General features: G+C 62.7%; 21 protein-coding genes. 15 read left to right on the forward strand and 6 right to left on the reverse strand.

What is annotated here, in order from left to right:
• Positions 1 to 19: 19 nt before the first annotated feature.
• From katA to NDI72_RS00125, 11 genes are all read left to right on the forward strand, one after another.
• Entirely contained in the window at positions 20 to 1,525 is a 1,506-nt protein-coding gene (katA, locus tag NDI72_RS00075) for a catalase KatA (RefSeq protein WP_283799203.1), read from the forward strand.
• A 132-nt stretch (positions 1,526 to 1,657) separates the two neighbouring features.
• The gene (locus NDI72_RS00080) at positions 1,658 to 2,944 is read left to right on the forward strand and encodes an RsmB/NOP family class I SAM-dependent RNA methyltransferase (RefSeq protein WP_283799204.1); all 1,287 of its coding nucleotides are present in this window, start codon (positions 1,658 to 1,660) and stop codon (positions 2,942 to 2,944) included.
• 34 nt (positions 2,945 to 2,978) lie between these two features.
• On the forward strand, positions 2,979 to 3,446 hold the full coding sequence (locus tag NDI72_RS00085; protein WP_113154440.1) for a PaaI family thioesterase: 468 nt from the start codon (positions 2,979 to 2,981) through the stop codon (positions 3,444 to 3,446).
• Positions 3,443 to 4,084, forward strand: coding sequence for a 5'-methylthioadenosine/S-adenosylhomocysteine nucleosidase (locus NDI72_RS00090; RefSeq protein ID WP_206554094.1), 642 nt, complete (start codon positions 3,443 to 3,445; stop codon positions 4,082 to 4,084). Before NDI72_RS00085 ends, NDI72_RS00090 begins: the two co-directional genes overlap by 4 nt.
• A gap of 125 nt (positions 4,085 to 4,209) precedes the next feature.
• Positions 4,210 to 5,772 carry a glutamine-hydrolyzing GMP synthase gene (gene guaA, locus NDI72_RS00095; RefSeq protein ID WP_113154442.1) on the forward strand — a complete coding sequence of 521 codons (1,563 nt, stop codon included), beginning with the start codon at positions 4,210 to 4,212 and terminating at the stop codon, positions 5,770 to 5,772.
• Positions 5,773 to 5,779: 7 nt separating this feature from the next.
• Entirely contained in the window at positions 5,780 to 6,142 is a 363-nt protein-coding gene (locus tag NDI72_RS00100; RefSeq protein ID WP_206547198.1) for an ArsC family reductase, read from the forward strand.
• Between the two features lie 159 nt (positions 6,143 to 6,301).
• Positions 6,302 to 7,849: a phospholipase D family protein gene (locus NDI72_RS00105; protein WP_113154444.1), complete on the forward strand. Its 1,548-nt coding sequence runs from the start codon at positions 6,302 to 6,304 to the stop codon at positions 7,847 to 7,849.
• 20 nt (positions 7,850 to 7,869) lie between these two features.
• Positions 7,870 to 8,388, forward strand: coding sequence for an HdeD family acid-resistance protein (locus tag NDI72_RS00110; RefSeq protein WP_222473826.1), 519 nt, complete (start codon positions 7,870 to 7,872; stop codon positions 8,386 to 8,388).
• A 10-nt stretch (positions 8,389 to 8,398) separates the two neighbouring features.
• Entirely contained in the window at positions 8,399 to 8,911 is a 513-nt protein-coding gene (locus NDI72_RS00115; protein ID WP_113154446.1) for an HdeD family acid-resistance protein, read from the forward strand.
• Complete coding sequence (locus NDI72_RS00120) at positions 8,895 to 9,977, forward strand: AI-2E family transporter (RefSeq protein WP_206545788.1); 1,083 nt, start codon at positions 8,895 to 8,897, stop codon at positions 9,975 to 9,977. Before NDI72_RS00115 ends, NDI72_RS00120 begins: the two co-directional genes overlap by 17 nt.
• The gene (locus NDI72_RS00125; protein WP_204360789.1) at positions 9,974 to 10,342 is read left to right on the forward strand and encodes a potassium channel family protein; all 369 of its coding nucleotides are present in this window, start codon (positions 9,974 to 9,976) and stop codon (positions 10,340 to 10,342) included. Before NDI72_RS00120 ends, NDI72_RS00125 begins: the two co-directional genes overlap by 4 nt.
• Before the next feature lie 40 nt (positions 10,343 to 10,382).
• Here NDI72_RS00125 and NDI72_RS00130 read toward each other — a convergent pair whose 3' ends face one another.
• The 6 genes from NDI72_RS00130 to NDI72_RS00155 all read right to left on the reverse strand — a co-directional run bounded on the left by NDI72_RS00130 (position 10,383) and on the right by NDI72_RS00155 (position 15,661).
• The gene (locus tag NDI72_RS00130) at positions 10,383 to 10,622 is read right to left on the reverse strand and encodes a hypothetical protein (protein WP_206545789.1); all 240 of its coding nucleotides are present in this window, start codon (positions 10,620 to 10,622) and stop codon (positions 10,383 to 10,385) included.
• Positions 10,623 to 10,796: 174 nt separating this feature from the next.
• Positions 10,797 to 11,654, reverse strand: coding sequence for a pantoate--beta-alanine ligase (panC, locus tag NDI72_RS00135; RefSeq protein WP_283799205.1), 858 nt, complete (start codon positions 11,652 to 11,654; stop codon positions 10,797 to 10,799).
• Positions 11,651 to 12,496 carry a 3-methyl-2-oxobutanoate hydroxymethyltransferase gene (panB, locus tag NDI72_RS00140; RefSeq protein ID WP_283799206.1) on the reverse strand — a complete coding sequence of 282 codons (846 nt, stop codon included), beginning with the start codon at positions 12,494 to 12,496 and terminating at the stop codon, positions 11,651 to 11,653. The genes panC and panB overlap by 4 nt, the downstream gene beginning before the upstream one ends.
• Positions 12,497 to 12,615: 119 nt before the next feature.
• Entirely contained in the window at positions 12,616 to 13,605 is a 990-nt protein-coding gene (locus tag NDI72_RS00145; RefSeq protein WP_283799207.1) for a hypothetical protein, read from the reverse strand.
• 468 nt (positions 13,606 to 14,073) lie between these two features.
• A complete protein-coding gene (locus NDI72_RS00150; protein WP_283799208.1) occupies positions 14,074 to 14,454 on the reverse strand; it encodes a hypothetical protein in 381 nt (126 codons plus the stop codon).
• 7 nt (positions 14,455 to 14,461) lie between these two features.
• Positions 14,462 to 15,661: a glycosyltransferase gene (locus NDI72_RS00155; RefSeq protein WP_283799209.1), complete on the reverse strand. Its 1,200-nt coding sequence runs from the start codon at positions 15,659 to 15,661 to the stop codon at positions 14,462 to 14,464.
• A 337-nt stretch (positions 15,662 to 15,998) separates the two neighbouring features.
• Here NDI72_RS00155 and NDI72_RS00160 point away from each other — a divergent pair, with 337 nt between their 5' ends.
• From NDI72_RS00160 to NDI72_RS00175, 4 genes are read left to right on the forward strand one after another with little or no spacing between them, the layout of a single operon-like run.
• Positions 15,999 to 17,339 (forward strand): polysaccharide biosynthesis/export family protein, encoded by a 1,341-nt coding sequence (locus NDI72_RS00160; RefSeq protein ID WP_283799210.1) that lies wholly within the window; start codon positions 15,999 to 16,001, stop codon positions 17,337 to 17,339.
• A gap of 46 nt (positions 17,340 to 17,385) precedes the next feature.
• The gene (locus NDI72_RS00165) at positions 17,386 to 19,650 is read left to right on the forward strand and encodes a GumC family protein (RefSeq protein WP_283799211.1); all 2,265 of its coding nucleotides are present in this window, start codon (positions 17,386 to 17,388) and stop codon (positions 19,648 to 19,650) included.
• Positions 19,640 to 20,554 carry a glycosyltransferase family 2 protein gene (locus tag NDI72_RS00170; RefSeq protein ID WP_283799212.1) on the forward strand — a complete coding sequence of 305 codons (915 nt, stop codon included), beginning with the start codon at positions 19,640 to 19,642 and terminating at the stop codon, positions 20,552 to 20,554. The genes NDI72_RS00165 and NDI72_RS00170 overlap by 11 nt, the downstream gene beginning before the upstream one ends.
• A 9-nt stretch (positions 20,555 to 20,563) precedes the next feature.
• Positions 20,564 to 21,874, forward strand: coding sequence for a glycosyltransferase family 4 protein (locus NDI72_RS00175; RefSeq protein ID WP_283799213.1), 1,311 nt, complete (start codon positions 20,564 to 20,566; stop codon positions 21,872 to 21,874).
• Positions 21,875 to 21,990 lie beyond the last annotated feature (116 nt).

The following is a 21,990-nucleotide window of genomic DNA, read 5'->3' on the forward strand; positions in this document are numbered from 1 at the left end:
AAGCAAGGGAGTATCTTTCATGGCAGACAAACCCACGATGACCACGTCCGCTGGCGCCCCCGTCAGCGACAACCAGAATTCCGTGACTGCGGGTGAGCGCGGACCGGTTCTCCTTCAGGATTACCAGCTCATCGAAAAGCTTGCGCACCAGAACCGCGAACGCATTCCCGAGCGCGTGGTGCACGCCAAGGGCTGGGGCGCGCATGGCGTGCTGAAGATCACCGGCGACATTTCGAAATACACCATCGCCAAGGCGCTGCAGCCGGGCGCTGAAACGCCGATGCTGGCGCGCTTCTCCACCGTTGCGGGCGAGGCGGGCGCAGCCGACGCCGAGCGCGACGTGCGCGGCTTTGCACTCAAATTCTACACCGAGGACGGCAACTGGGACCTGGTGGGCAACAACACGCCCGTCTTCTTCGTCCGCGATGCGCTGAAATTCCCGGACTTCATTCACACGCAGAAGCGTCACCCGCGCACCAATCTGCGGTCGCCCACGGCGATGTGGGATTTCTGGTCGCTGTCGCCGGAAAGCCTGCATCAGGTGACCATCCTCATGTCCGACCGCGGCCTGCCGGTCGCGCCGATGTTCATGAACGGCTACGGCTCGCACACCTATTCGCTGTGGAACGACAAGGGTGAGCGCTTCTGGGTGAAATTCCACTTCAAGACCATGCAGGGCCACAAGCATTACACCAATGCCGAGGCTGAAGAGGTGGTCGGCAAGACCCGCGAAAGCTATCAGGAAGCTCTGTTCGGCACGATTGAGCGCGGCGAATTCCCCAAGTGGAAGGTGCAGGTGCAGATCATGCCCGAGGCCGATGCGGAGAAGACCGAGTACAATCCGTTCGATCTCACCAAGGTATGGCCGCACGCGGACTATCCGCCCATCGACATCGGTGTGATGGAGCTGAACCGCAACCCGGACAACTACTTCACCGAGATCGAGAACGCGGCGTTCTCGCCCTCCAACATCGTGCCGGGCATCAGCTACTCGCCGGACAAGATGCTGCAGGCGCGCATCTTCTCCTACGCCGATGCGCACCGTTACCGGCTGGGCACGCATTATGAGACGATCCCGGTAAACCAGCCGAAATGCCCGGTTCACCACTATCACCGTGATGGCGAGATGAACACGTTCGGCGGCATCAAGACCGGCAACCCGGATGCATTCTATGAGCCCAATTCCTTTGGCGGTCCGGTGGAAAGCCCGGCTGCGAAGGAGCCGCCGCTCAGGATCTCGGGCGATGCGGATCGCTACAACCACCGCATCGGCAATGATGATTACGGCCAGCCGCGCGCGCTCTTCAACCTCTTCGACGAGGGCCAGAAGAACCGGCTGTTCTCCAACATCGCCGCCGCCATGGGCGGGGTGCCGGGCGAAATCATCGAGCGCCAGCTCGCGCATTTCGACAAGGTGCATCCCGATTACGGGAACGGTGTGCGCAAGGCGCTGAAGGAAGCGCATGGCTATGAGGCCAATGCGGTTCCGGTGACCGGCAAGACACCGCAGCACGCTGCGGAATAGAAAACCGGCAAAAGGCTCGGATCAGTACCGGGGATAAGTGACGGGCGTGGAGCGATCCACGCCCGTTTCACTTGTGCAAATGGCCTGTACCGGCTAGCTGTTCGCCATTCGGGTAACCGGCAAAGGTAAGACATGCGACTTGGCGGACGGCTGGCTGCGGCCATTGAGATTCTGGACGATATCGACCGGCGATACAGGCCGGCAGCGGATGCGCTGAGAGACTGGGGACTGTCCCACCGTTTCGCTGGCTCCAAGGATCGCGCCGCCATCGGCAACATCGTTTACGATGCGCTGCGCCGCAAACGCTCTGCCGGCTGGATTTTTCAGGAAGAAACGCCACGCGCGCTGGCCTTCGGCGCTCTGCTCTTGCAGGGCGAGTGCACGCCGGACATGCTCAACGCCGCGCTGGCGGAAGACAGTTTCGCGCCGCCGCCGCTTTCCAGCGACGAAATTGCCCGCATTGCGGATCATCCGCTTGATGCAGCACCTGATGGTGTGCGTGCGGAAAGCCCTGAATGGTGCGAGCCGCTTCTGAAACGCACCTGGGGTGACGACTGGGTGGCGGAAGCCGCAGCGCTTTCGGAACGCCCGCCGCTCGACATGCGAACCAACACGCTCCGGGCGACGCGCGATCAGGTTGCAAAGGCGCTTGCCAGCGCCGGTGCGCTGCCCTGCGATCTCGCGCCTCAGGGCCTGCGCGTTCCGGCCATCGAAGGGCAGGGGCGGCATCCCAATGTGCAGTCCGAGCAGGCTTTCCGCGATGGCTGGTTCGAAGTGCAGGACGAGGGATCGCAGATCGTCGCAGAGCTGACGGATGCGACATCGGGCATGCAGGTGCTCGATTTCTGCGCCGGCGCTGGCGGCAAGTCGCTCGCCATGTCGGCAGCCATGGGCAATACCGGCCAGATCCACGCATTCGATGCAGACAGGAAACGGCTTGCCCCCATCATCGACCGGCTGAAGCGGGCAGGGTGCCGCAATGTGCAGGCGGTGGCGGATGAGGCTGCCCTTGCGCCCTTCGAGGGACGGCTCGATCTGGTCGTGGTCGATGCGCCCTGCACCGGGGCCGGCACCTGGCGGCGCAGGCCCGACGCCAAATGGCGGCTGGGTGAGAAGCAGCTGGAACAGCGTCAGGCCGAGCAGGCCGAAATTCTCGCCAAGGCCGCGCGTTTCGTGCGTCCCGGCGGTCGTCTCGCCTACATTACATGCTCGGTTTTTGCCGAAGAGAATGAAGATCAGGTCCGCGCCTTCATCGAGGCAAATCCGGCGTTTCGCCCGGTGGACCATGAGGCGCTCTGGGAAAGGCACTTCCCCGGCAAGGCGGCCAGGGCAAGAATAGACCGGGCGACCGGCATCGCGCTTTCGCCCCACCGCACTGCAACGGACGGTTTCCACTTCGCCGCTCTGGAGTGCGTCTGAGAGAGGCCGGAACCGCGGCACAGGAGGTCTGCTTATGAACGGGACCAATCCCAACGAGACCAATCCCACGGATGTCGAAGCGCGGGTGCGCGCAAGCTTTGCCCGCCAGAAGATGATGCAGACCATCGGCGCGGAGCTGACGCTCGTGACGCCGGGCATTGTCGAGATCGAGATGCCTCATGCCGAAGGGCTGACCCAGCAGCACGGCTTTCTGCATGCGGGCGTGATTTCGACAGCGCTCGATTCTGCCTGCGGTTATGCCGCCTTTTCGCTGATGCCGGTGGATGCTGCGGTGCTGACCATCGAATTCAAGGTCAATCTGCTTGCGCCGGGGCGCGGAGAGCGCTTTCTGTTTCGCGGCGAGGTCACCAAGCCCGGCCGCACCATCATTGTCGCTGACGGCCAGGCCTATGCCTATTCTTCTGAAGGAGATGCCAAGTTGATCGCCACCATGACCGGAACCATGATGACCATCGTCGGACGGGAAGGGCTGGAAGGATGACGCGGGCTCCCGTGGAACCGGCCATCCTCTCCGGCAAGCGCGTTCTCTTCGTGATGGCGGCGGATGCCGAATATGGCCCGCATCTCAAGAAGCGCTTCACACCGCTGATGACCGGCATCGGCCCGGTCGAGGCCGGCGTTGTTCTGGGCGCCGAGCTTGCGCTGCTTGACGCGGAAGGGCAGTTGCCCGACCTGCTCGTGTCGCTTGGCTCGGCCGGCAGCCGCTCGCTGGAGCAGACCGAGGTTTATCAGGCGACCGCCGTGTCCTACCGCGACATGGATGCCTCGCCGCTCGGTTTCGAGAAGGGCGTGACGCCGTTCCTCGATCATCCGGCGGTCATGCCCCTGCCGCATCGCATTCCCGGCATTCGCGAGGCAACGCTTTCGACCGGCGCGAATATCGTTTCGGGCGCGGCCTATGACGCCATCGACGCCGAGATGGTGGACATGGAAACGTTTGCGGCGCTGCGCGCCTGCCAGCGCTTCGGTCTCGGTCTGGTGGCGCTGCGCGGCATCTCCGATGGCGCTGCCGAACTGCAGCACGTGGCCGACTGGACGGAGTATCTGCACGTCATCGACGAGAAGCTCGCATCGGCCGTGGATCAGTTGGAAGAAGCCCTCGCCAAGGGGCTTTTGTGATGGCGCGCTGCATGATTTTCAGTACAAACAGACCAGCCGCTTCAGGCCCGGATGCGGCGTTTCGGCACCGGGAAAACTTTGCCCGCCCGCTTGCGCCCACCCGTATCTTTCTCTAAAGGCTCGCCATGAAAACGACATCCCATCCCGACACAGTTCTCATCGTTGATTTCGGCAGCCAGGTCACGCAGCTCATTGCGCGGCGGGTGCGCGAAGCCGGAGTCTATTGCGAAATCGCACCGTTCCAGTCGGCGGAAGAGGCGTTTGAGCGCCTTGCGCCCAAGGCGGTCATCCTCTCCGGCAGCCCGGCCTCGACGGTCGATATCGGCAGCCCGCGCGCGCCGCAGGTGATCTTCGATTCCGGTCTTCCGGTGCTCGGCATCTGCTATGGCGAGCAGACCATGTGCGCCCAGCTCGGCGGCAAGGTCGAAGGCAGCGATCACCGTGAATTCGGTCGCGCCTTCCTCGAAATCGAGGACGATTGCCCGCTGTTCGAAGGCATCTGGGCCAAGGGCACGCGCCATCAGGTTTGGATGAGCCATGGCGACCGCGTGACGGCCATTCCGCCCGGCTTCCGCGTTGTCGGCACCTCCACGGGCGCGCCGTTTGCGGCCATCGCCAATGAGGAGCGCAAATATTACGGCGTGCAGTTCCACCCCGAAGTGGTGCACACGCCGGATGGCGCGAAGCTTCTTTCGAATTTCGTGAACAACATTGCCGGCCTTCAGGGCGACTGGACGATGGCAGCCTATCGCGAGCAGGCCGTCGAAGCCATCCGCAAGCAGGTTGGCGACGGCAAGGTGATCTGCGCGCTTTCCGGCGGCGTCGATTCCTCCGTGGCCGCGCTGCTCACCCATGAAGCCATTGGCGATCAGCTCACCTGCATTCTGGTCGATCACGGCCTGATGCGTAAGAACGAGGCGGCGGAAGTCGTCGCCATGTTCCGCGAGCACTACAATCTCCCGCTCATCCTGGTGGACGCCTCCGACCGTTTCATCGGCGCTCTGGAAGGCGAGAGCGACCCGGAGACGAAGCGCAAGACCATTGGCCGCCTGTTCATCGAAGTGTTCGAGGAAGAGGCCAAGAAGCTCGGCGGCGCCGACTTCCTGGTGCAGGGCACGCTTTATCCCGATGTGATCGAGAGCGTCTCGTTCACCGGCGGTCCCTCGGTCACCATCAAGTCGCACCACAATGTAGGCGGTCTGCCAGAGCGCATGAACATGAGCCTGGTGGAGCCGCTGCGCGAGCTCTTCAAGGACGAGGTGCGCGTGCTCGGCAAGGAGCTCGGCCTGCCCGACAGCTTCATCGGCCGCCATCCCTTCCCGGGACCGGGCCTCGCCATTCGCTGCCCCGGCGGCGTGACCCGCGAGAAGCTCGAGATCCTGCGCTCCGCCGATGCGATCTATCTGGACGAAATCCGCAAGGCCGGTCTCTACGATGCGATCTGGCAGGCCTTCGCCGTGCTTCTGCCGGTGCAGACCGTGGGCGTTATGGGCGACGGACGAACCTATGAGTTCGTCTGCGCGCTGCGTGCGGTAACGTCGGTCGACGGCATGACCGCCGATTTCTACCATTACGACATGGAATTCCTCGGCCGCGCGGCGACCCGCATCATCAACGAGGTGAAGGGCATCAACCGCGTCGTTTACGACGTGACGTCCAAGCCGCCCGGCACCATTGAGTGGGAGTGATCCGGCGATGAACGCTTCGAACCCTGTCGTGATCTACGGCATCAAGAACTGCGACACGATGAAGAAGGCGCGGTCCTGGCTTGAGGCGCATGACGTTGCGCATGCGTTTCACGACTACAAGACCGCCGGCATCGACCGTGAGCGGCTGGAAGCCTGGGTCCGCGAGCTGGGCTGGGAAAAGGTTCTCAACCGCGCCGGCACGACGTTCCGCAAACTGTCTGATGCGGACAAGGCGGATCTCGACGCCGACAAGGCCGTCAAGCTGATGCTGGAGCAGCCCAGCATGATCAAGCGCCCGGTTCTGGATCTCGGCGATCAGCGCATCCTTGGCTTCAAGCCTGAAATCTACGAGACCGCCTTCGCCTCCTGAACGAAGGCGCACCGGCGAGAAAGACAAGGGGCTCCCGCACACCGGCGAGAGCCCCTTTTTCATTCCGTTTCTCGACACGCAAAGCCGGTTTCTTGCCAATTCTTCATATAGTTGGGATACATTGGGGCTTCTATCCACGCGGCCGGGAGCTCCTTGCGCATGAAGCGGGTGATACTCACTCTGATTTCCATCGCGATCGCGGCCACCGTGGCGGTGATCATTCTGCGCCTGCTGTTCCCGCTTCCAGACATTTCCAATCGCGCGCCGGAAAAGACGATTGCGGTCGATCCCGCCACACCGCTGGGGCGGTTGATGGCGCAGGGGGCCTCAAGCCACCCCGGCAAAACCGGCGTTCTTCCGCTGGCCGATGGCAAGGATGCGCTGGCGAGCCGGCTCGCGCTGATCGAGCGGGCCGAAGTCTCCATCGATGCGCAATATTACATCTGGCATGACGATACGTCCGGCATCCTGCTTCTGGCGGCTCTGAAAGAGGCCGCCGACCGCGGAGTGCGGGTGCGCCTCCTGCTCGACGACAATGGCGTGCCGGGCCTCGACGGCTACATGGCCGCGCTGAACACGCTGCCGAATTTCGATATCCGGCTGTTCAATCCTTCCACGGTGCGCCGGCCAAAGCTCTTCGGATATACGTTCGACTTTTTCCGCATGAACCGGCGCATGCACAACAAGGCACTGATCGCGGACGGTGCGGCGGCGATTATCGGCGGCCGCAACATCGGCGATGAATATTTCCAGATCGGCGACGCCTTCTATGTGGACATGGACGTGCTGGCGACGGGCCATGTGCTGCCGCAGACGGCGGCCGTGTTCGATCAATACTGGAACAGCGCTTCCGTGTTCAGCGTCGAGACGATCATCAATGGTTCGGGCGATATGGCCGGCTTCGAGACGCGTGTCGCGGAGGTGGAGGGCAGCGAGGAAGCCCGCGCGGTTCTGGCCGAACTGGAAAGCAGTGCGGCGCGTTATGCCGGGGGCGGCGAGGCGCTTGAATGGACCAATGTGCAGCTCGTGGCCGACGATCCGGTCAAGGGGCAGGGCATCGCCACGCGCGATCAACTCATGATCATGCGGCTGGGCGCGCTTCTCGGCGAAACGCGCGAGAGGCTTGATCTGATCTCGGCCTATTTCGTGCCGGGAAAGATCGGGGCCGCCTATTTCGGGGATCTGGCGCGCACCGACAGGCAGGTGAACATCCTGACCAACGCGCTCAACACCACGGATGTGCTTCTCGTTCACAGCGGCTATGCCAAATACCGGCGCGAGCTTCTGGAGGCCGGCGTCAATCTTTATGAGCTGAAGCTGCGTGGCGGGGTGACGCCTGAATCGGCGATCCAGTTGAAGCCGCTGGGGCTTTCGGGCGCGAGCCTGCACGCGAAGACCTTCGCGATGGATGGCGAGCGCATCTTTATCGGGTCGTTCAACTTCGATCCGCGCTCGGCGATGCTGAATTGCGAGATGGGTTTCCTGATCGACAGTCCGTCCATGGCGCAGCAGGTGAGCGCCGGCTTTGATGGTCCGCTCGATCTGGTAAGCTATCAGCCTGAACTCACACCGGAAAACAAGATGATCTGGGTAGAGGAGAAGCGGCAGGGCGATCCGGTAATCTATCAGGAAGAACCTGGCGCTACATGGTTCCAGCAGATTGCTACAGTTGTTATCGGCTGGTTGCCGGTGGAATGGCTGCTCTAGGCGGCCTCAAGGAGAGTAAAATGAAGAACTGGTTCTGGTGGTTGCTCGCGGGCATTATCTCGCTTGTCGGTGGTTTTATCGCGCTGGCCAATCCATTGGCCGCAACGCTCACGGCCGAGCTTCTGGCCGGCTGGGTGTTTATCGTTGTGGGCATTCTGACGATCCTGTCGGTGTTCAACGATCAGGGGTGGGGCGGACGGCTTCTGTCCATCCTGCTGGGGCTGGCGCTGCTTTTCGTTGGCGTGAGCCTGATTGCGAATCCGCTTGGCGGCATGGTCTCGCTGACCTTCGTGGTCGCTGCGATGCTTCTGGCCATGGGCGTGATGCGCATTTTCCTGGGCATTGGCGCATCGGATTCGCGTCTGCGCTGGATCATGATCCTGGCCGGCATCGTCTCGCTGGTGCTCGGTGGCATGATTCTCGCGAACTTCCCGCAGTCGGCGCTGGTCGTTCTGGGCATTTTCCTCGCCGTGGAACTGATCTCCAATGGCGTGTCCCTGATTGTGCTGGCGCTTTCCCGCAAAAGCCCGGCAGTGTGAGAGAGATAAAATGAAGCACTGGATGTTGTGGCTCCTGGCCGGCGTTGTGGCGCTGGTCGGTGGCCTGGCTGCCCTGTTCAACCTGAACTCGGCCTCGAACCTGACGATCACGCTGGGTGGCTGGGCGCTGGTCATCGTCGGCGCCCTTCAGGGCTGGGCAGCCTATAAGGCGAAGGATGTTCGCACGATGACCGGCGCAGGGCTGCTGGCGGCAGCCGCGCTTTTTCTCGGCGTGTCGCTTCTGTTCGGACCGTTTGGCGATGGCAGCATACTGCGCGTCCTGCTGGGTGTGTTCCTGCTCGCGTCGGGCCTCGGCAAGGTGTGGATGGGGCGTAGCCTGCGCGGTGACACGGTTTTCCCCGCGCTGCTCGTGGCGGGCGGCGTATCGGCCGTTCTCGGCCTGATCGTGCTCATGGGCCTCAGCCTCAATTTCGGGCTGATCGTTGCACTCGAACTGCTCGCAAGCGGCGCTGCACTCGTGCTTCTGTCGCTGCGTCTGAGACAACATGCTCCAAAAGGCTGATCCGCTTCGTGCCTTCACCACACTGGTCATGGCCGTCGTACTGGCGGTCCTGATCGGGTGGATACTTGTGGTCGGGAAATCGGTTCTGATGCCGATCTTCATCGCGATCATTTCCGTCTATGTCCTGCTCACCGCGACAGCGGCGCTTGCCCGGGTGCCGCTGATCGGCCTGTTGCCGGAATGGGCGCTCAGGGGCGTTGTGCTGGCGATTTTCGTTCTGGTGCTGCTGCTTCTGGCGAGCGTTCTGGTCGGCACGGCAGAGCAGGTGATGGCGCGCCTGCCCGTCTACCAGAAGAACCTGACGGATATGCTGGAGAGCATATCGGCCCGCTTCGAGATTGAAGAAATTCCCAATCTCAGCACGCTGATCGAGACGCTCTGGGGGCGGATCAACCTGCAGCGGATTGCGGCTGTCGGCATCGGCTCGGTCGGCTCGCTGGCCGGCGTGATCTTCATGGCCGTGATCTATTCCACCTTTCTGATGGCCGAGCGTGGCGGCTTTGCGCGCAAGATCGCTGCTGTCCTGCCTCAGGAGCGGGCCAGCCAGGCGCATATGATGGTGCGCGACATCAACCGCAATATCGGCGAATACCTTACCGTCAAAACGCTTGTGAACGTCATTCTGGGCGTCATGTCCTTTACGGTCCTCAAGCTGTTTGGCGTCGATTTTGCGCTGTTCTGGGCGGTGCTTATCGGCCTCTTGAACTACATCCCCTATGTGGGGTCGCTGCTTGGCGTGGTCTTCCCCGTGCTTCTGACGCTTGCGCAGTTCGGTTCGATCCAGACGACGGTTGTTGTTGCGATCCTGCTCACGGGTGCGCAGATGTGGGTCGGCAATTCTCTGGAGCCGCGAATGATCGGGCGGCGGATCAACATGTCGCCTTTCGTGGTGCTTGTGTCGCTTGCGCTCTGGTCGTCCCTGTGGGGCATTCCGGGCGCCATTCTGGCCATTCCGCTCACTTCGATGTTTGCAATCATTCTGGCAAACTTTGAGGGCACGCGGCCGATTGCACTCCTTCTTGCCGAAGACGTGCAGGCGGTGCTGCAAAACGGCGAAGAAAAATGAGGATGATCGCGGAACTCTGGCGGGGGGTGCGTGCGGCCTTTTCCGACAGGAATGTTCTGAGCCTGATGGCTTTCACATGCACCATCGTTCTGTGTGCCGCGATCTTCTATTCCTGGGCTGAAGACTGGTCTTTTCTGGATGCAGTCTATTTCTCGGTCATCACCATCTCGACCGTGGGCTATGGAGACTTCTCCCCGCAAACCTTTGCAGGCAAGATGTTCACCATCGTCTATGTGCTGATTGGCCTCGGTGTCTTCGTTGCCACGGCCACCACCGTCGCCACCGCCATCCTCTCCCATCGTCTCAAGGATGAAGACGGGGCGGACAGGAAAAAGCGTGCAGGGCGCACAAAAAAACGGCCCTGAATGTCAGGGCCGTTTTAGCTGGGAAACAGACAATGTTACATCAATCGCTGACCACCGTGCGGTTGACCAGGTTCAGGCGACGGTCCGGACCGACGATGTAGATTTCACGGTAGTGGGTACCCCTGTTGTAGAAGTCATTGAAGGTCACCGAGCCGATAGGGGTGTTGTCCAGCGTTGACATGCTGGTTTCGTAATTCAGGCTTCCCTTGATCGGTTCCACGGCGACTGAAGGTGCGGCGAGAAACAGCGTTGCCAATGCCGTCAGAATGAGGGTTTTCATAACGACCTCCCTGTAGATGGTGATTTTTTACGGACTTCGGCGCGATCTTACACTTGCCGAAGCGCGGAGTATCGCAGGGCGGGCGATCACTGTGAAATCAAGTGGTTGGGATTGAAAATCACGCAGCTGTGACGTGATCGCTATTGCAAAATCCGTATCAGCAAAAGCCGGTCTTCAATTCCCCAGAGGTATCACCGGCAGATTGTCGATGAGGCGTGTTTCACCCAGCCAGGCGGCGGCGAGCAGCCTTGCGGGTTGATCGACGCGGTCGATCGGAAGCAGGGTTTCTGCGTCCCTCAGGTCGAAATATTCGACACGGTCGAAACCGGCAGCTTCCAGTGCCGAACGCGCCTCCTCAAGAACCGGCGCGGCCGCCATGCCCGAGGCAAGACGCGTGGCAGTTTCCTGCAGCACATTGGCGATGGCAGGCGCTTTGCGGCGTTCTTCCGGCGTCAGGCGCACATTGCGCGACGAGAGGGCTAGCCCATCGGCCTCGCGCACGGTCGGGCAGCCGATTATCTCTGTCGGGATGTTGAGGTCGGCGACAAGCCGGCGCACCACCAGAAGCTGCTGAAAATCCTTTTCGCCGAAGAGCGCGCAGTCCGCGCCGCTTTGCAGCAGAAGCTTGCTGACCACGGTGGCGACGCCGTCGAAATGTCCGGGGCGGTGCGCACCGCACAGGCCCTCGCTCACGCCGGAGACCGAAACGGTAGTGGCGAAGCCGTTGCCATACATTTCCTCAACGCCGGGCGCGAACAGAACATCGACGCCGAATGGCGCAAGCTTCGCCGCGTCGTCAGCCTCGGTGCGCGGATAGGCTGCCAGATCCGATGCGTTGTTGAACTGTTTGGGATTGACGAAGAGCGTCACGATCACGCGTTCCGCGCGCTCCCTGCCGGCCCGCACCAGGCTCAGATGGCCTTCGTGCAGCGCCCCCATGGTGGGCACCACCGCTACGCGCTCGCCGGCGCGCCGCCACGTCTGAACCCGGTCGCGCAGATCGGCAACGGTGCGGAGAATGCTGAGGCTCATTCGGTCTTTCCCTTGTGGAGCGCCGGGACGGTGTCGGAGAAAACATGTTCGGCGGCGGGGAAGCGCCTTGCGCGCACATCGCGCGCATAGTCGGCAATGGCTTCATCCGTTGTCTGGCCGAGCTCTGCGAACCGCTTCACGAATTTCGGCCGGAACGTATCGAACATCCCGAGTATGTCGTCGACGACGAGGATCTGGCCGTAGCAGGATGCGGATGCGCCGATACCGATCGTGGGGATGGGGGTGGTGGCGGTGATCCGGTCGGCAAGTGCGGCCGGGACCTTCTCCAGCACCACGGAAAACGCGCCGGCGTCCGCCACGGCTTCCGCGTCACGCAGAATGTGGAAGGCGTCATCGCCGCGCCCCTGCACCTTGTAGCCGCCGAAACTGTTCACCGCCTGCGGGGTCAGGCCGATATGCCCCATGACGGGAATGCCGTGGCGGGTGAGGAAGCGGATGGTCCTTTCCATCGTCTCACCGCCCTCCAGCTTGACGGCGGAACAGCCCGTTTCGGCCATGATGCGGGCGGCATTGCGAAAGGCCTGCTCCGGCGATTCCTCGTAGGAGCCGAAGGGCATGTCGACCACGAGCAGAGCGCGTTCCACGCCCCGCCGCACGGCCTTCCCGTGCATGATCATCATGTCGAGAGTGACACCGAGCGTGCTTGGCAGACCGTGAAGAACCATGCCCACGCTGTCGCCGACAAGGACGATGTCGCAATGCCGGTCCACGATGCGGGCGAGGGGCGTGGTGTAGGCGGTGAGGCAGACGAGCGGTTCGCCCCCCTTTCTCGCCAGAATGTCAGGCGGGGTGAGAGCTGCAATTCTTGCGGTGGCGCTCAATATACTCCTCCCTTCGCTTTCGCCAGACGATCCGGAAAGGGTCGCATCCGTGCGATAGCGACAGGGATATGACACAGTTTTTCGCAGTTGCGAAGGCGTGAGGCGCAGATTGGCGAATGTCAATCGCCATTGAAAATGTCGGGAGATGTAAGGGTTTGCGCCAGATCACCCGGTGCGATCGGTTGGCCGGCGAGCACGGTCTGGGCCGCTTTCAGGCCGCCTGTGATGCGCCGCAGCATCGGACCGGGGCCGAGCGTATCAAGCGGCAGGCCCCATTGTCCCTTGCCAGGCGTGCGCTGCGGCCAGACCTTCAGTTCGAAGTAGCGCGCCGCCTTCCGGTCCACATCGCCCCAATACTGGATCACCGTTGCATTGGGAGCGCTCTTGGCGATCCAGCCGAGATCCTGAATGCCCAGTCGGGGTTCGTCATGCGGCCGCTTGGCGAGCAGGATGGCGTCCCAGCTGTGTTCGAATATCTGGTTGGCGTGGGCCACGACAGCCACCTGCGCACCGGCCCGGCGCAGGCCCTGTTCCAGATTGTCGGAGAGGGGATTGTCACAGATGAGCACGATGTCCGCATCCTCCAGCGGAATTTCGGCATCCCTGAAAAGCGCCTGGCAAAGCGCGCTCTGGTATTCCCTGCCGCCCACGAGGGGGTGGGATTCATTGACGGCGGAAATGAGCACCTCGTGTTCCAGACAGGCTTCCACATCCACCTCGCCGGTCAGCGTCATCCATGCTTCGTGGAGAAGCGCCACGACCGAGTGTTCGTGCATGCGCTCGATCAGGGACCTTGTGATGGGGCGAATGGATGGGCCGTTCACCAGAATGTTGGTGGTGCGGCAGGTCTCGTCGTCAATGCGCTCTTCAATGGAGAGGGCGTCCGCAAGTCCGGCTGCTTCGGCCAGCGCACGCGTTGCGTCTGCTGCTTCTTCAGCAGGCTGGAAACGCGTGGCGGGCGGGGTGATGGCGGTGACGGCGCTTGCCCCGGCCATGAGTGCGATGGTGGCGGTGGCGGCCAGAAGCCCGTTGTCGACGGGAACCACAACGCGCATTCCCGACAGGCTCAGCTCGAAGGTGCGAATGTTCTCTTCGATGAGCGCGAGCATGTCGGCTGTGTCGGTTTGTTGAGTTGCGCGTTCTGAACTGCCACTGCTTGTCATGAGAATTCTGCCCGGTTCACCGACCTTTCCTGGTCCGCCGTCCGGTGCCTGGTTGGCCGACACCGGCTCACTGCCATCGTTTCGCATATCCTCCCGCTCCCCCGGTTCGCTCCTCTCCGTTTGAACCGGGAGACATCCCTCGCCATTGCCTCGGCGTGACGATCCGGAGCCTCGTTTATCTATTGCGTCAAGCCTGAAAGCCTCCCTGAAAACCTCAATGAAGGCGGTGGCTTAACACCCAATGACTTGTGTTGTGCAATGCCTGCAACTGCCTGAAATCATAAAAGCCCGCGCGCGCCGTGCAGATAGAACGTTGGTGCAAATCCCCTGCGCTTAGGTCTTATGCCTTTCATCTTGTCAGCGTATCGGCGGTTCTCCTCTAATCATTTTGAAAGGCATGGCTTTGGCGCCGGTTCAGTGGCGCAGTTCGGATCGCGCCAGCGTGTAGGACGGTGTCTCGTCATGGTCGGCGACAAAGCTCTGCGCCATCAGCCGAAGCTGCCCGACAAGGCCGATCTGGCGTTGCAGCGCCGCCATGCGCCGCGTGTAGGTTTTCATGGCGCAGGTCATGTCATCGATCTGCGTGGAGAGCCGTGCCTCACGGGGGTGGTCCTCGAAACGCTCCTGCGCAAAGGCGGCAGTGGCCGCCACGCGCTCGCAGCGTTCCTTGAGGCCCTGTCGCTCGTGCCGCAAAGCCGCCTCCAGTTCCTCAAGATTCGCCAGAAGCTGCGCGAACCGCGCCGCATCGCTGTCCCGGTCGGGCTCTGTGTTGCGTATGCGCAGAGCTGAAAACATGGTCCCGTCACGCTCCGTTTCTCATATGGGTGTCCCGTTGCATCTTCACGCCGGCAAGCCTTGGGTGCAGCGGTGTGCGCGGGCGTCGCGCCGGCATCGGCGAAACGGGCGCGGGCTTTCGCCGGGCGATCTCGTCATCGATGATTTTCTGGAGGCGCGCCTTGAAATGCGTGTCGCTGAAGCGTTCGGCATGCTGGCGGATCAGGTCTGGCCGGAAGGCGCTCTCCATCGCTTCGAAACGATGCACGGCGTCGATCAGCCCGGCCTCGGACTGGTCTTCGAACAGAAGGCCGGTTCGGTCGGGCACGATGGAATCGAGCACGCCGCCACTGGCATGGGCGATCACGGGTCTGCCGCTCGCCATCGCTTCCACGGGCACGATGCCGAAATCCTCGGTGCCGGGAAAAACGAGTGCACGACAGGTCGCCAGCATCTCCTTCAGTTGCGGGAAGGGGGCGCGGCCGAGGAATATGATCGTGGGACCGGCGAGCCGCTTCAGCGCCTCTGTCTCCGGCCCTTCGCCGATGACGACGAGCTTTCGTCCCATCGTGGTGAAGGCGCGTACGGCCAGATCCACCCGCTTGTAGCCGACGAGCTGGCCGGCAACGAGATAGTGATCGCCAAGATTTGCAGCCGGCGCGAAATCATCGACGCTCACCGGTGGATTGAGCACGGTTGCGCGACGCCGATAGTATTTCCCGATCCGGTCGGCCACATGGCGCGAATTGGCGACAAATGCGTCCACGCGCGCGGCGGTGGTGACATCCCAGGTGCGCAGCGCCGGCGCGATCCACGGCATCATGAGGCGGGCCAGCGGCCCGGCATTGGCGCGGTAGAAATGATAGTGATCCCACACATAGCGCATGGGCGAGTGACAATAGCAGACATGGGTAGCCTGCGGCCCCGGCGTGATGCCCTTGGCCGGGCCGGATTCGCTGGAAATCACCAGATCGTAGCCGGACACATCAAGGCTCTCCAGCGCAAACGGCATCAGCGGCAGAAGCGACTGGTAGTGGCGACGCGAGCCCGGGATTTTCTGCAAAAAGGAGGGGATGACCCGGTGCCGCCGGATCTTCTCCGAAACCCGGCTCTCGTCATAGATCAGCGTGAAGATGTCCGCATCGGGATACATGTCGCACAGGGCTTCGACGACCTTTTCGCCTCCACGCATGGAGACAAGCCAGTAATGGACAATGGCGACGCGCACGGTGCTCCTCCCGGATTTGTCTTCCGGGATATTGCTGTGAAAGCGCGCGCGCGGGCACGCCGACAATACGGTTTAAGGCATGTCTGAACGAGGGAGCGTTGCGCGCAAACGGGCTAGGTCATCATCCGATCGGACGGTTGCAAAGGGGCGGGGCTGCCCGCTCTGCCTCAAAAGCCCAATGGGCTTAGACGCCCTAGCCGAAAGGAACTAGCCGCACAGCATTTCAACCGAATTTACCTGACGCCGTTTCGCCCGATGATCGACGGTGGGGGAGGAGGTCTCGCGTCTTCCCCGGAACCGTATCGATCCAGAACCGCATCTATTCGGAACGGGCAGGATGAAGCAGCGCAGCATCAAGTGCACAGTCTCCACCGACCATCTGTCAGGGCGCGTCATCGCGGCCCTCATGCTTCTCCTCGCTTCTCTTCTCCTTCTCCTGCCGGGCACTCCTTCCCGCGCTTCCGAGGAGTTTCGGCTCCTGCCGCAGACGCGGGTGAAGATCGCGGTGGTCGAGTGGGTGGAGGCGCAGGGCGAATATCGCGAATGGACGGCGCTCAATGGCGAATATGCGATTTCGCCTTCGGGCCGCATTGCGCTGCCGCTGGTCGGTCCGATGGAGGCCGAAGGCCGGACACCGCAGGCGCTGGCCGGAGAGATTGCGGCGGCACTTCAGGAAAAGACCGGTCTACTCGCGCCGCCCGACACCACGGTGGAGGTGGTGCGGTATCCATCCGTGTTCGTCACCGGCAGCGTGGAGCGGCCGGGCGAGTTCGAGTTCAAACCGGGGCTCAGCGTGCTGCAGGCGCTCGCCATGGCGGGCGGGCGGGTGCGCCGAACCGACCAGTCCGGCGGCTATTCGGAGCTTGAACAGATCCGTTACGCCGGCGAGATCGGCCGCATCGATCTTCAGCTTCTCCAGCTTTCAACACGCCGTGCGCGCCTTGAGGCGGAGCTGGTCGAGAACGCCGAGGTCGATTTCGAGACGGCGTTGCAGGGCCGTCCGCTGGCGGGTCATGCAGCCCAGTTCGTGCGGGACGAGCAGGCCATTTTCGAGGCCCGGCGCAACGCCTATCAGCGTCAACACAATTCGCTTTCGGAGCTTGGAACGCTCTTCCGCGAGGAGATCAAGATCCTCGGCGAGAAGATGGTCGCGCAGGACCGGCAGATCCAGATCGCCCAGGACGAACTCGGCAATGTGGCCCAGCTCGTCAAGAAGGGCACGGTCACGAAATCGCGCGAAACCGGGCTTGAACGCATCGTGGCGGATCTGCAGGCAAGCCGCCTCGATCTGGCGGTCGCTTCGATGCGCGCGCAGCAGCGGCTGAGCGAGACCGAGCGCGACGCGCTCAGCCTTGAAGGCGTGCGGCGCACCGAAATCGGCGCGGAACTGCAGAAGGTCAATCTGGAAATCGACGATCTTGAACTGCGTCGCGGGGTAACGGAGCAGCTTCTTCAGGCAACGGGCGCTTCGCTCCTGCGGCGCGGTGAGCGCGCGGTGGAACAGCAGCCGCTGCGCTTCAGCGTGCTGCGTGGCGGCGATCAGACAATGCGGGTCGAGGCAAGCGAGACGACGCGTCTGGAGCCGGGCGACGTTCTTGACGTGCAGCTCGATCTGCTGCGCGCCGCAACGCCGCGCGTGTCTCTGGAAAACGAAATCATGCAGGCGCAGTCGCGCTAGATCGCCGTGCCTTAAGGCGGCGCTACAAGACGGGGCGGGACAGGACATGGTGGTGCAGGAAATCAGAAAGCTGACCGGGACGGACATGGCGTCCAGGGAAAGCCGGCAGCAGCAGGACTACATTTCATTCCGCGACATATGGGCGTTTCTGCGCCGGCATTTCTTCATCCTCGCGCTGGCCTCGGCGGCGGGGCTTGCGCTTGGTGCGCTCTACATCGCCAAGACCCAGCCCACCTACACCTCCATTGCGCGCATCGTGATCGACCGCGAACAGGCCCGCATCGCGTCGCAGGATGCTTCCACCGGCACCATCATCATCGAGACGGCGGAAATCGCCAGCGAGGTGGAGATCGTCAAGTCTGAGGCCATCGCCCGCTCGGTGATCAAGCAGCTCAACCTGACCGAAGATCCGGAGATACAGACCAGCTCTTCATGGCGGTCTGCGGTGCGCGGTGCGATCTCCTCCCTGTTATCGGTGTTCGATCAGGGGGATGAAGGCGCTGCGGCCGCGGGCGAACCCGATGAAGAAGACATCATGCGCCGCACCATGGCGGGTTTTCTGGGGCGCGTTTCGGTTCGGCGTGTGGGTCAGTCCTATGTGCTTGAGATCGGCTACACCTCCACCGATCCAGTCAAGGCGGCGCGGGCGGCCAACGCCATTGCCAACACCTATATGCAGTCGAGCCTCGACGCCAAATCGCAGATCATCGCGCGGGGCGCGCAATGGATTGAGGACCGGCTGGTCGAGGTCGGTCAGCAGGCGCATGAGGCCGCCCTCAGCGCCGAGGAATACAGAAACCGCAACGACATCGCACAGGTGGGTGCGTCCGGTCTCGATCAGCAGCAGCTCACCGAGATCAGCAGCCAGTTGCTGTCCGCGCAGGCTGCAAAAGCGGGCGAGGCCGCGCGGCTTGCCACGATCAACCGCATGCTCGCCGGTGAACTGCCGGACAGCTATGTCGGCGAGGCGTTGAACAACACCGAGATCAACCGGCTGCGCAGCGAATTAGGCGCCGCGCGCACCCGACTTGAGGCGCAGCAGACGCGGTATGGCGCAGAGAGCGAGCCGACGCTTGCGGCGAAGGCCGAGATCGCGCGTCTTGAAGGTCTCATCACCACCGAGCTGGTGCGCATTCAGGGGGTCTACAAGTCCAATCTCGACACGGCTGAGGCGCGCGAACAGCTCCTTCAGAAGCAGCTCGATGCGATCAAGGGCAATGTGTCGGAAAAGAACCTCGCACGGGTCGAGCTGACGGAGCTTGAGAGCCGCGCGACCACCTATCGCCGCATGTATGAAAGCGTTCTGCAGCAGCTCATCAGCACATTGCAGAAACAGTCCTTCCCGATTGGTGATGCGCGCATGGTGACGGCGGCCACGCCGCCGCTCGCGAAGAACTGGCCGAAGACGACCCTCATCATGCCGATGGCGCTGATGCTTGGCTTTGCCGGCGGGCTGGGGCTTGCGGGCCTGCGCGACGTGCTCGACCGGCGCATCAGCTCCGGCGAGCGGCTGGGGCGCGAACTGGGCCTGCCCACGCTTGGCTATGTGCCCTTCACGCGTTTCCAGGCCCCCGGCAGCAAGGGCGCGCTGCGCTTCGTTCTGGATGCGCCCTATTCGGGTTTCTCCGAGGCGCTGCGCGGCGTGAAAAGCTCCATCGACGCGGCCTTTCCTGCAGGTGGGCCGATCGTCGTCGGCCTCACATCGGTCGGTGGCGGCGAGGGCAAGAGCACCATCGCGGCCAATCTGGGCCAGCTCTACGCCAATGAAGGGCTGCGGGTGGTGCTGGTCGACGCCAATTTCAAAAAGCCCTATCTCAGCATTCAGGCCGCCAGTGCAGGCCCGAAAGCAGGGCTTGCGATCTATCGCGACGATCTGGAATTGGACACGCCTGCCGATGGAAAGCGCAAGGGCGAAAAGCAGGTCCGTCACGATGAAGCGCCGATCCTTCCCGTCCTGACCGTCGACCAGATACGAAAGGCCGCGCATCCGGGGCACCGCTTCGGCCATCTGCCGGCGCTGAAGAAGAAGCTGGAAGAGCTCCGGCACGACTATGACGTGATCATCGTCGACCTCTCCACCTTCGCGACGTCCGCCGATGCGCGCGCGGCGAGCGCCTATGTCGACGGCATTCTTCTCGTGCTCGGAAACCGCCGCAACATGACTGTGGAGTGGCTGGCGAATGCGCTTTCCACCTTCGGCAAGTCGCGCGTCGGCATTCTGGGCGTGGTCTTCAACAAGCGCAAATCGGGGCAGTGGTGGCGACCTTCCAGCAGAAACACGGTTGGAGCGGGAGAGCATCATGGCGTTTGAACGGTTTCATCGACACATGCACTATCGGGTGGCCGTGGGCATTGCGACCACTGGCCGACGGCCGATCCTTCATTCTGTCCTGCCGCATCTTCTGCACCAGTCGCAGCCGGTCGACGAGATCGTCATTTGCGCGGCTGCCGATGATGACGTCGATCCCGCCGCACTTGGCGCGCTTTCCGGGCGAACCCGCGTGGTCTTCTCGGAGCGCGGGCTCTGCCGACAGCGAAACCGCATTCTTGAATGCGTCGGCAAGGCCGACATTCTGCTCTTTCTGGATGACGATTTCCTCGTCGCCCCCTCCTATGTGGAAGAGACTGTGCGCATCTTCCGGGAATATCCGGATGTGGTCATGAGCACGGGAACGGTGGATGCCGACGGCATTCTGGGGCCGGGAATCCCGCTGGAAGACGGGCTGCGGATCATCCGCACCCGGTCGGACGCGCCGCCGCGCGGTGGCGAACAGCCGGTCTATAACGGCTATGGCTGCAACATGGCCGTTCGCATGTCGACGGTGCGTGGTTATGGGCTGAGGTTTGATGAAAACCTGCCGCTCTATGGCTGGCTGGAGGATGTGGATTTCAGCCGGCAGCTTGCGCGCCATGGGCGCATCGTGCGCTCACAAAGGCTGCGCGGGGTGCATCTGGGCACCAAGACGGGGCGCACATCGGGCATCCGGCTTGGCTATTCGCAGATCGCCAACCCGGTCTATCTGATGCGCAAGAAGACCATGAGCCCGCGCCATGCCGCGCCGCAGATCATGCGCAATCTTGTCGCCAACACGGTGAAGATCTTCCGGCCAGAACCCTGGGTGGACCGGCGTGGCCGGCTCTCGGGCAATATGCGCGCGCTGGTGGATCTCGTGCGTGGCCGGCTTGCGCCGCAAAACGTCACCGTTCTGGACTAGGAGCCAGCCATGCGTCCGGGACGTGTCGTCATCATCAATGACAGGTCAGCCGAGATCGGTGGCGCATCCAACCTTTCGTGCCTGTCCGCGCGCCTGTTGCGCGAGGCCGGCGTGCCGGTCACCTTCTTTGCCGGCGACAGTCCTGCGCAGGCAGGCCAGCCAGACGCGGTGCATCTGGGCGGCAGGCCGCTCGTGGAGCGCGGGCGGATCGCGGCCTTTGTCGGCGGGCTCTACAATCGCAACGCCCATGCCGCACTCAGAGGCTGGATCGAGGCGCACGACAGACCCTCGACCATCTATCACGTGCATGGGTGGTCGAAGATCCTGTCACCCTCCATTTTCCGCGCGCTGATGCCGGTGCGCGGGCGTGTCGTGCTGCACGCGCATGACTATTTTCTGGCCTGCCCGAATGGCGGCTTCATCAACTACCCGATGGCTTCGGTGTGCAAGCTTGCGCCCATGTCGCTGCGCTGCCTGACCACGCAATGCGACAAGCGCGGCTTTCATCAAAAGGCCTGGCGCTCGGCACGGCATATGATGATGCAACGCTTCTTCGCGCTTCACAGCCAGCCGGCCAATATCGTTCTCGTGCATGAGGCGATGCGGGATTACTTTGCCCGTTCGGGCATCGATGACAGCCGCATGGTGACCATCCGCAACCCGGTCGAGCCCTTCCTGCGGTCGGGCGCGCGGCCGCAGGCGATGCGTGACTTCTTCTTTGTCGGGCGGCTGGAACCGGAAAAGGGCTTTGAAGACGCGGCACAGGCTGCCCGTCTGGCCGGCGTCCCGCTTCACGTCATCGGCGAAGGGGCAGGGCGCACCGTTCTTGAAAACCGCTATCCGGAAGTCACGCTGCACGGCTGGTGCAACCGCGCCCGCATCGCGGAGCTGATGCGCACTGCGCGCTGCGTGGTCATTTCCTCGCGTGTGCCCGAGCCGTTCGGGCTGGCGGCGCTCGAAGCGGTGGGCAGCGGCATTCCGGTCGTGCTGCCCGGCCACGCGCTTCTGGGTCGGGAGCTGACGCATGCGGGCGCGGCCTTCACCTTCCCGACCGGCGGCATCGAGGCGCTGGCCGCCACACTGCGCCGGCTTGCCGATGATGACGGGCTGGTCGCGGCGATGAGCGACAATGCGCTGGCGGCCGCGCCGCAGCTCGCTAATACGGCGCAGACGTGGCTTTCAGCGCTGCTTGCGCTTTATGGCAGCGTGCTGGAGCGCGCCAGTGCAGAGCACGGACGCCGCATTCTGCGGGCCACGCGTGCAAAGGCCGCCGCAACCGAAACAGGGCGTTCCCTCCATCGCACAAGTCTGGAGCGCTAATGCTTTTGGCCAGCCGCCCAGCAACTCAAATGATGCCGATTAGACCGGCGGCGTTGCGGGGGTAGGGATGGTCCGATTGTTCGGTGGATTGCACCTAAATAGCGCCGTCCACTACC

The organism is Nitratireductor sp. GZWM139 (genome assembly GCF_030068685.1).
GTDB classification, from domain to species: Bacteria; Pseudomonadota; Alphaproteobacteria; order Rhizobiales; family Rhizobiaceae; genus Nitratireductor; species Nitratireductor aquimarinus.

Excerpts from the sequence above, each read along its gene's own strand:
- katA (WP_283799203.1), top strand. The coding sequence starts at position 20 with ATGGCAGACAAACCCACGATGACCACGTCCGCTGGCGCCCCCGTCAGC.
- NDI72_RS00080 (WP_283799204.1), top strand. The coding sequence starts at position 1,658 with ATGCGACTTGGCGGACGGCTGGCTGCGGCCATTGAGATTCTGGACGAT.
- NDI72_RS00085 (WP_113154440.1), top strand. The coding sequence starts at position 2,979 with ATGAACGGGACCAATCCCAACGAGACCAATCCCACGGATGTCGAAGCG.
- NDI72_RS00090 (WP_206554094.1), top strand. The coding sequence starts at position 3,443 with ATGACGCGGGCTCCCGTGGAACCGGCCATCCTCTCCGGCAAGCGCGTT.
- guaA (WP_113154442.1), top strand. The coding sequence starts at position 4,210 with ATGAAAACGACATCCCATCCCGACACAGTTCTCATCGTTGATTTCGGC.
- NDI72_RS00100 (WP_206547198.1), top strand. The coding sequence starts at position 5,780 with ATGAACGCTTCGAACCCTGTCGTGATCTACGGCATCAAGAACTGCGAC.
- NDI72_RS00105 (WP_113154444.1), top strand. The coding sequence starts at position 6,302 with ATGAAGCGGGTGATACTCACTCTGATTTCCATCGCGATCGCGGCCACC.
- NDI72_RS00110 (WP_222473826.1), top strand. The coding sequence starts at position 7,870 with ATGAAGAACTGGTTCTGGTGGTTGCTCGCGGGCATTATCTCGCTTGTC.
- NDI72_RS00115 (WP_113154446.1), top strand. The coding sequence starts at position 8,399 with ATGAAGCACTGGATGTTGTGGCTCCTGGCCGGCGTTGTGGCGCTGGTC.
- NDI72_RS00120 (WP_206545788.1), top strand. The coding sequence starts at position 8,895 with ATGCTCCAAAAGGCTGATCCGCTTCGTGCCTTCACCACACTGGTCATG.
- NDI72_RS00125 (WP_204360789.1), top strand. The coding sequence starts at position 9,974 with ATGAGGATGATCGCGGAACTCTGGCGGGGGGTGCGTGCGGCCTTTTCC.
- NDI72_RS00130 (WP_206545789.1), bottom strand. The coding sequence starts at position 10,622 with ATGAAAACCCTCATTCTGACGGCATTGGCAACGCTGTTTCTCGCCGCA.
- panC (WP_283799205.1), bottom strand. The coding sequence starts at position 11,654 with ATGAGCCTCAGCATTCTCCGCACCGTTGCCGATCTGCGCGACCGGGTT.
- NDI72_RS00145 (WP_283799207.1), bottom strand. The coding sequence starts at position 13,605 with ATGCTCGCGCTCATCGAAGAGAACATTCGCACCTTCGAGCTGAGCCTG.
- NDI72_RS00150 (WP_283799208.1), bottom strand. The coding sequence starts at position 14,454 with ATGTTTTCAGCTCTGCGCATACGCAACACAGAGCCCGACCGGGACAGC.
- NDI72_RS00160 (WP_283799210.1), top strand. The coding sequence starts at position 15,999 with ATGAAGCAGCGCAGCATCAAGTGCACAGTCTCCACCGACCATCTGTCA.
- NDI72_RS00165 (WP_283799211.1), top strand. The coding sequence starts at position 17,386 with ATGGTGGTGCAGGAAATCAGAAAGCTGACCGGGACGGACATGGCGTCC.
- NDI72_RS00170 (WP_283799212.1), top strand. The coding sequence starts at position 19,640 with ATGGCGTTTGAACGGTTTCATCGACACATGCACTATCGGGTGGCCGTG.
- NDI72_RS00175 (WP_283799213.1), top strand. The coding sequence starts at position 20,564 with ATGCGTCCGGGACGTGTCGTCATCATCAATGACAGGTCAGCCGAGATC.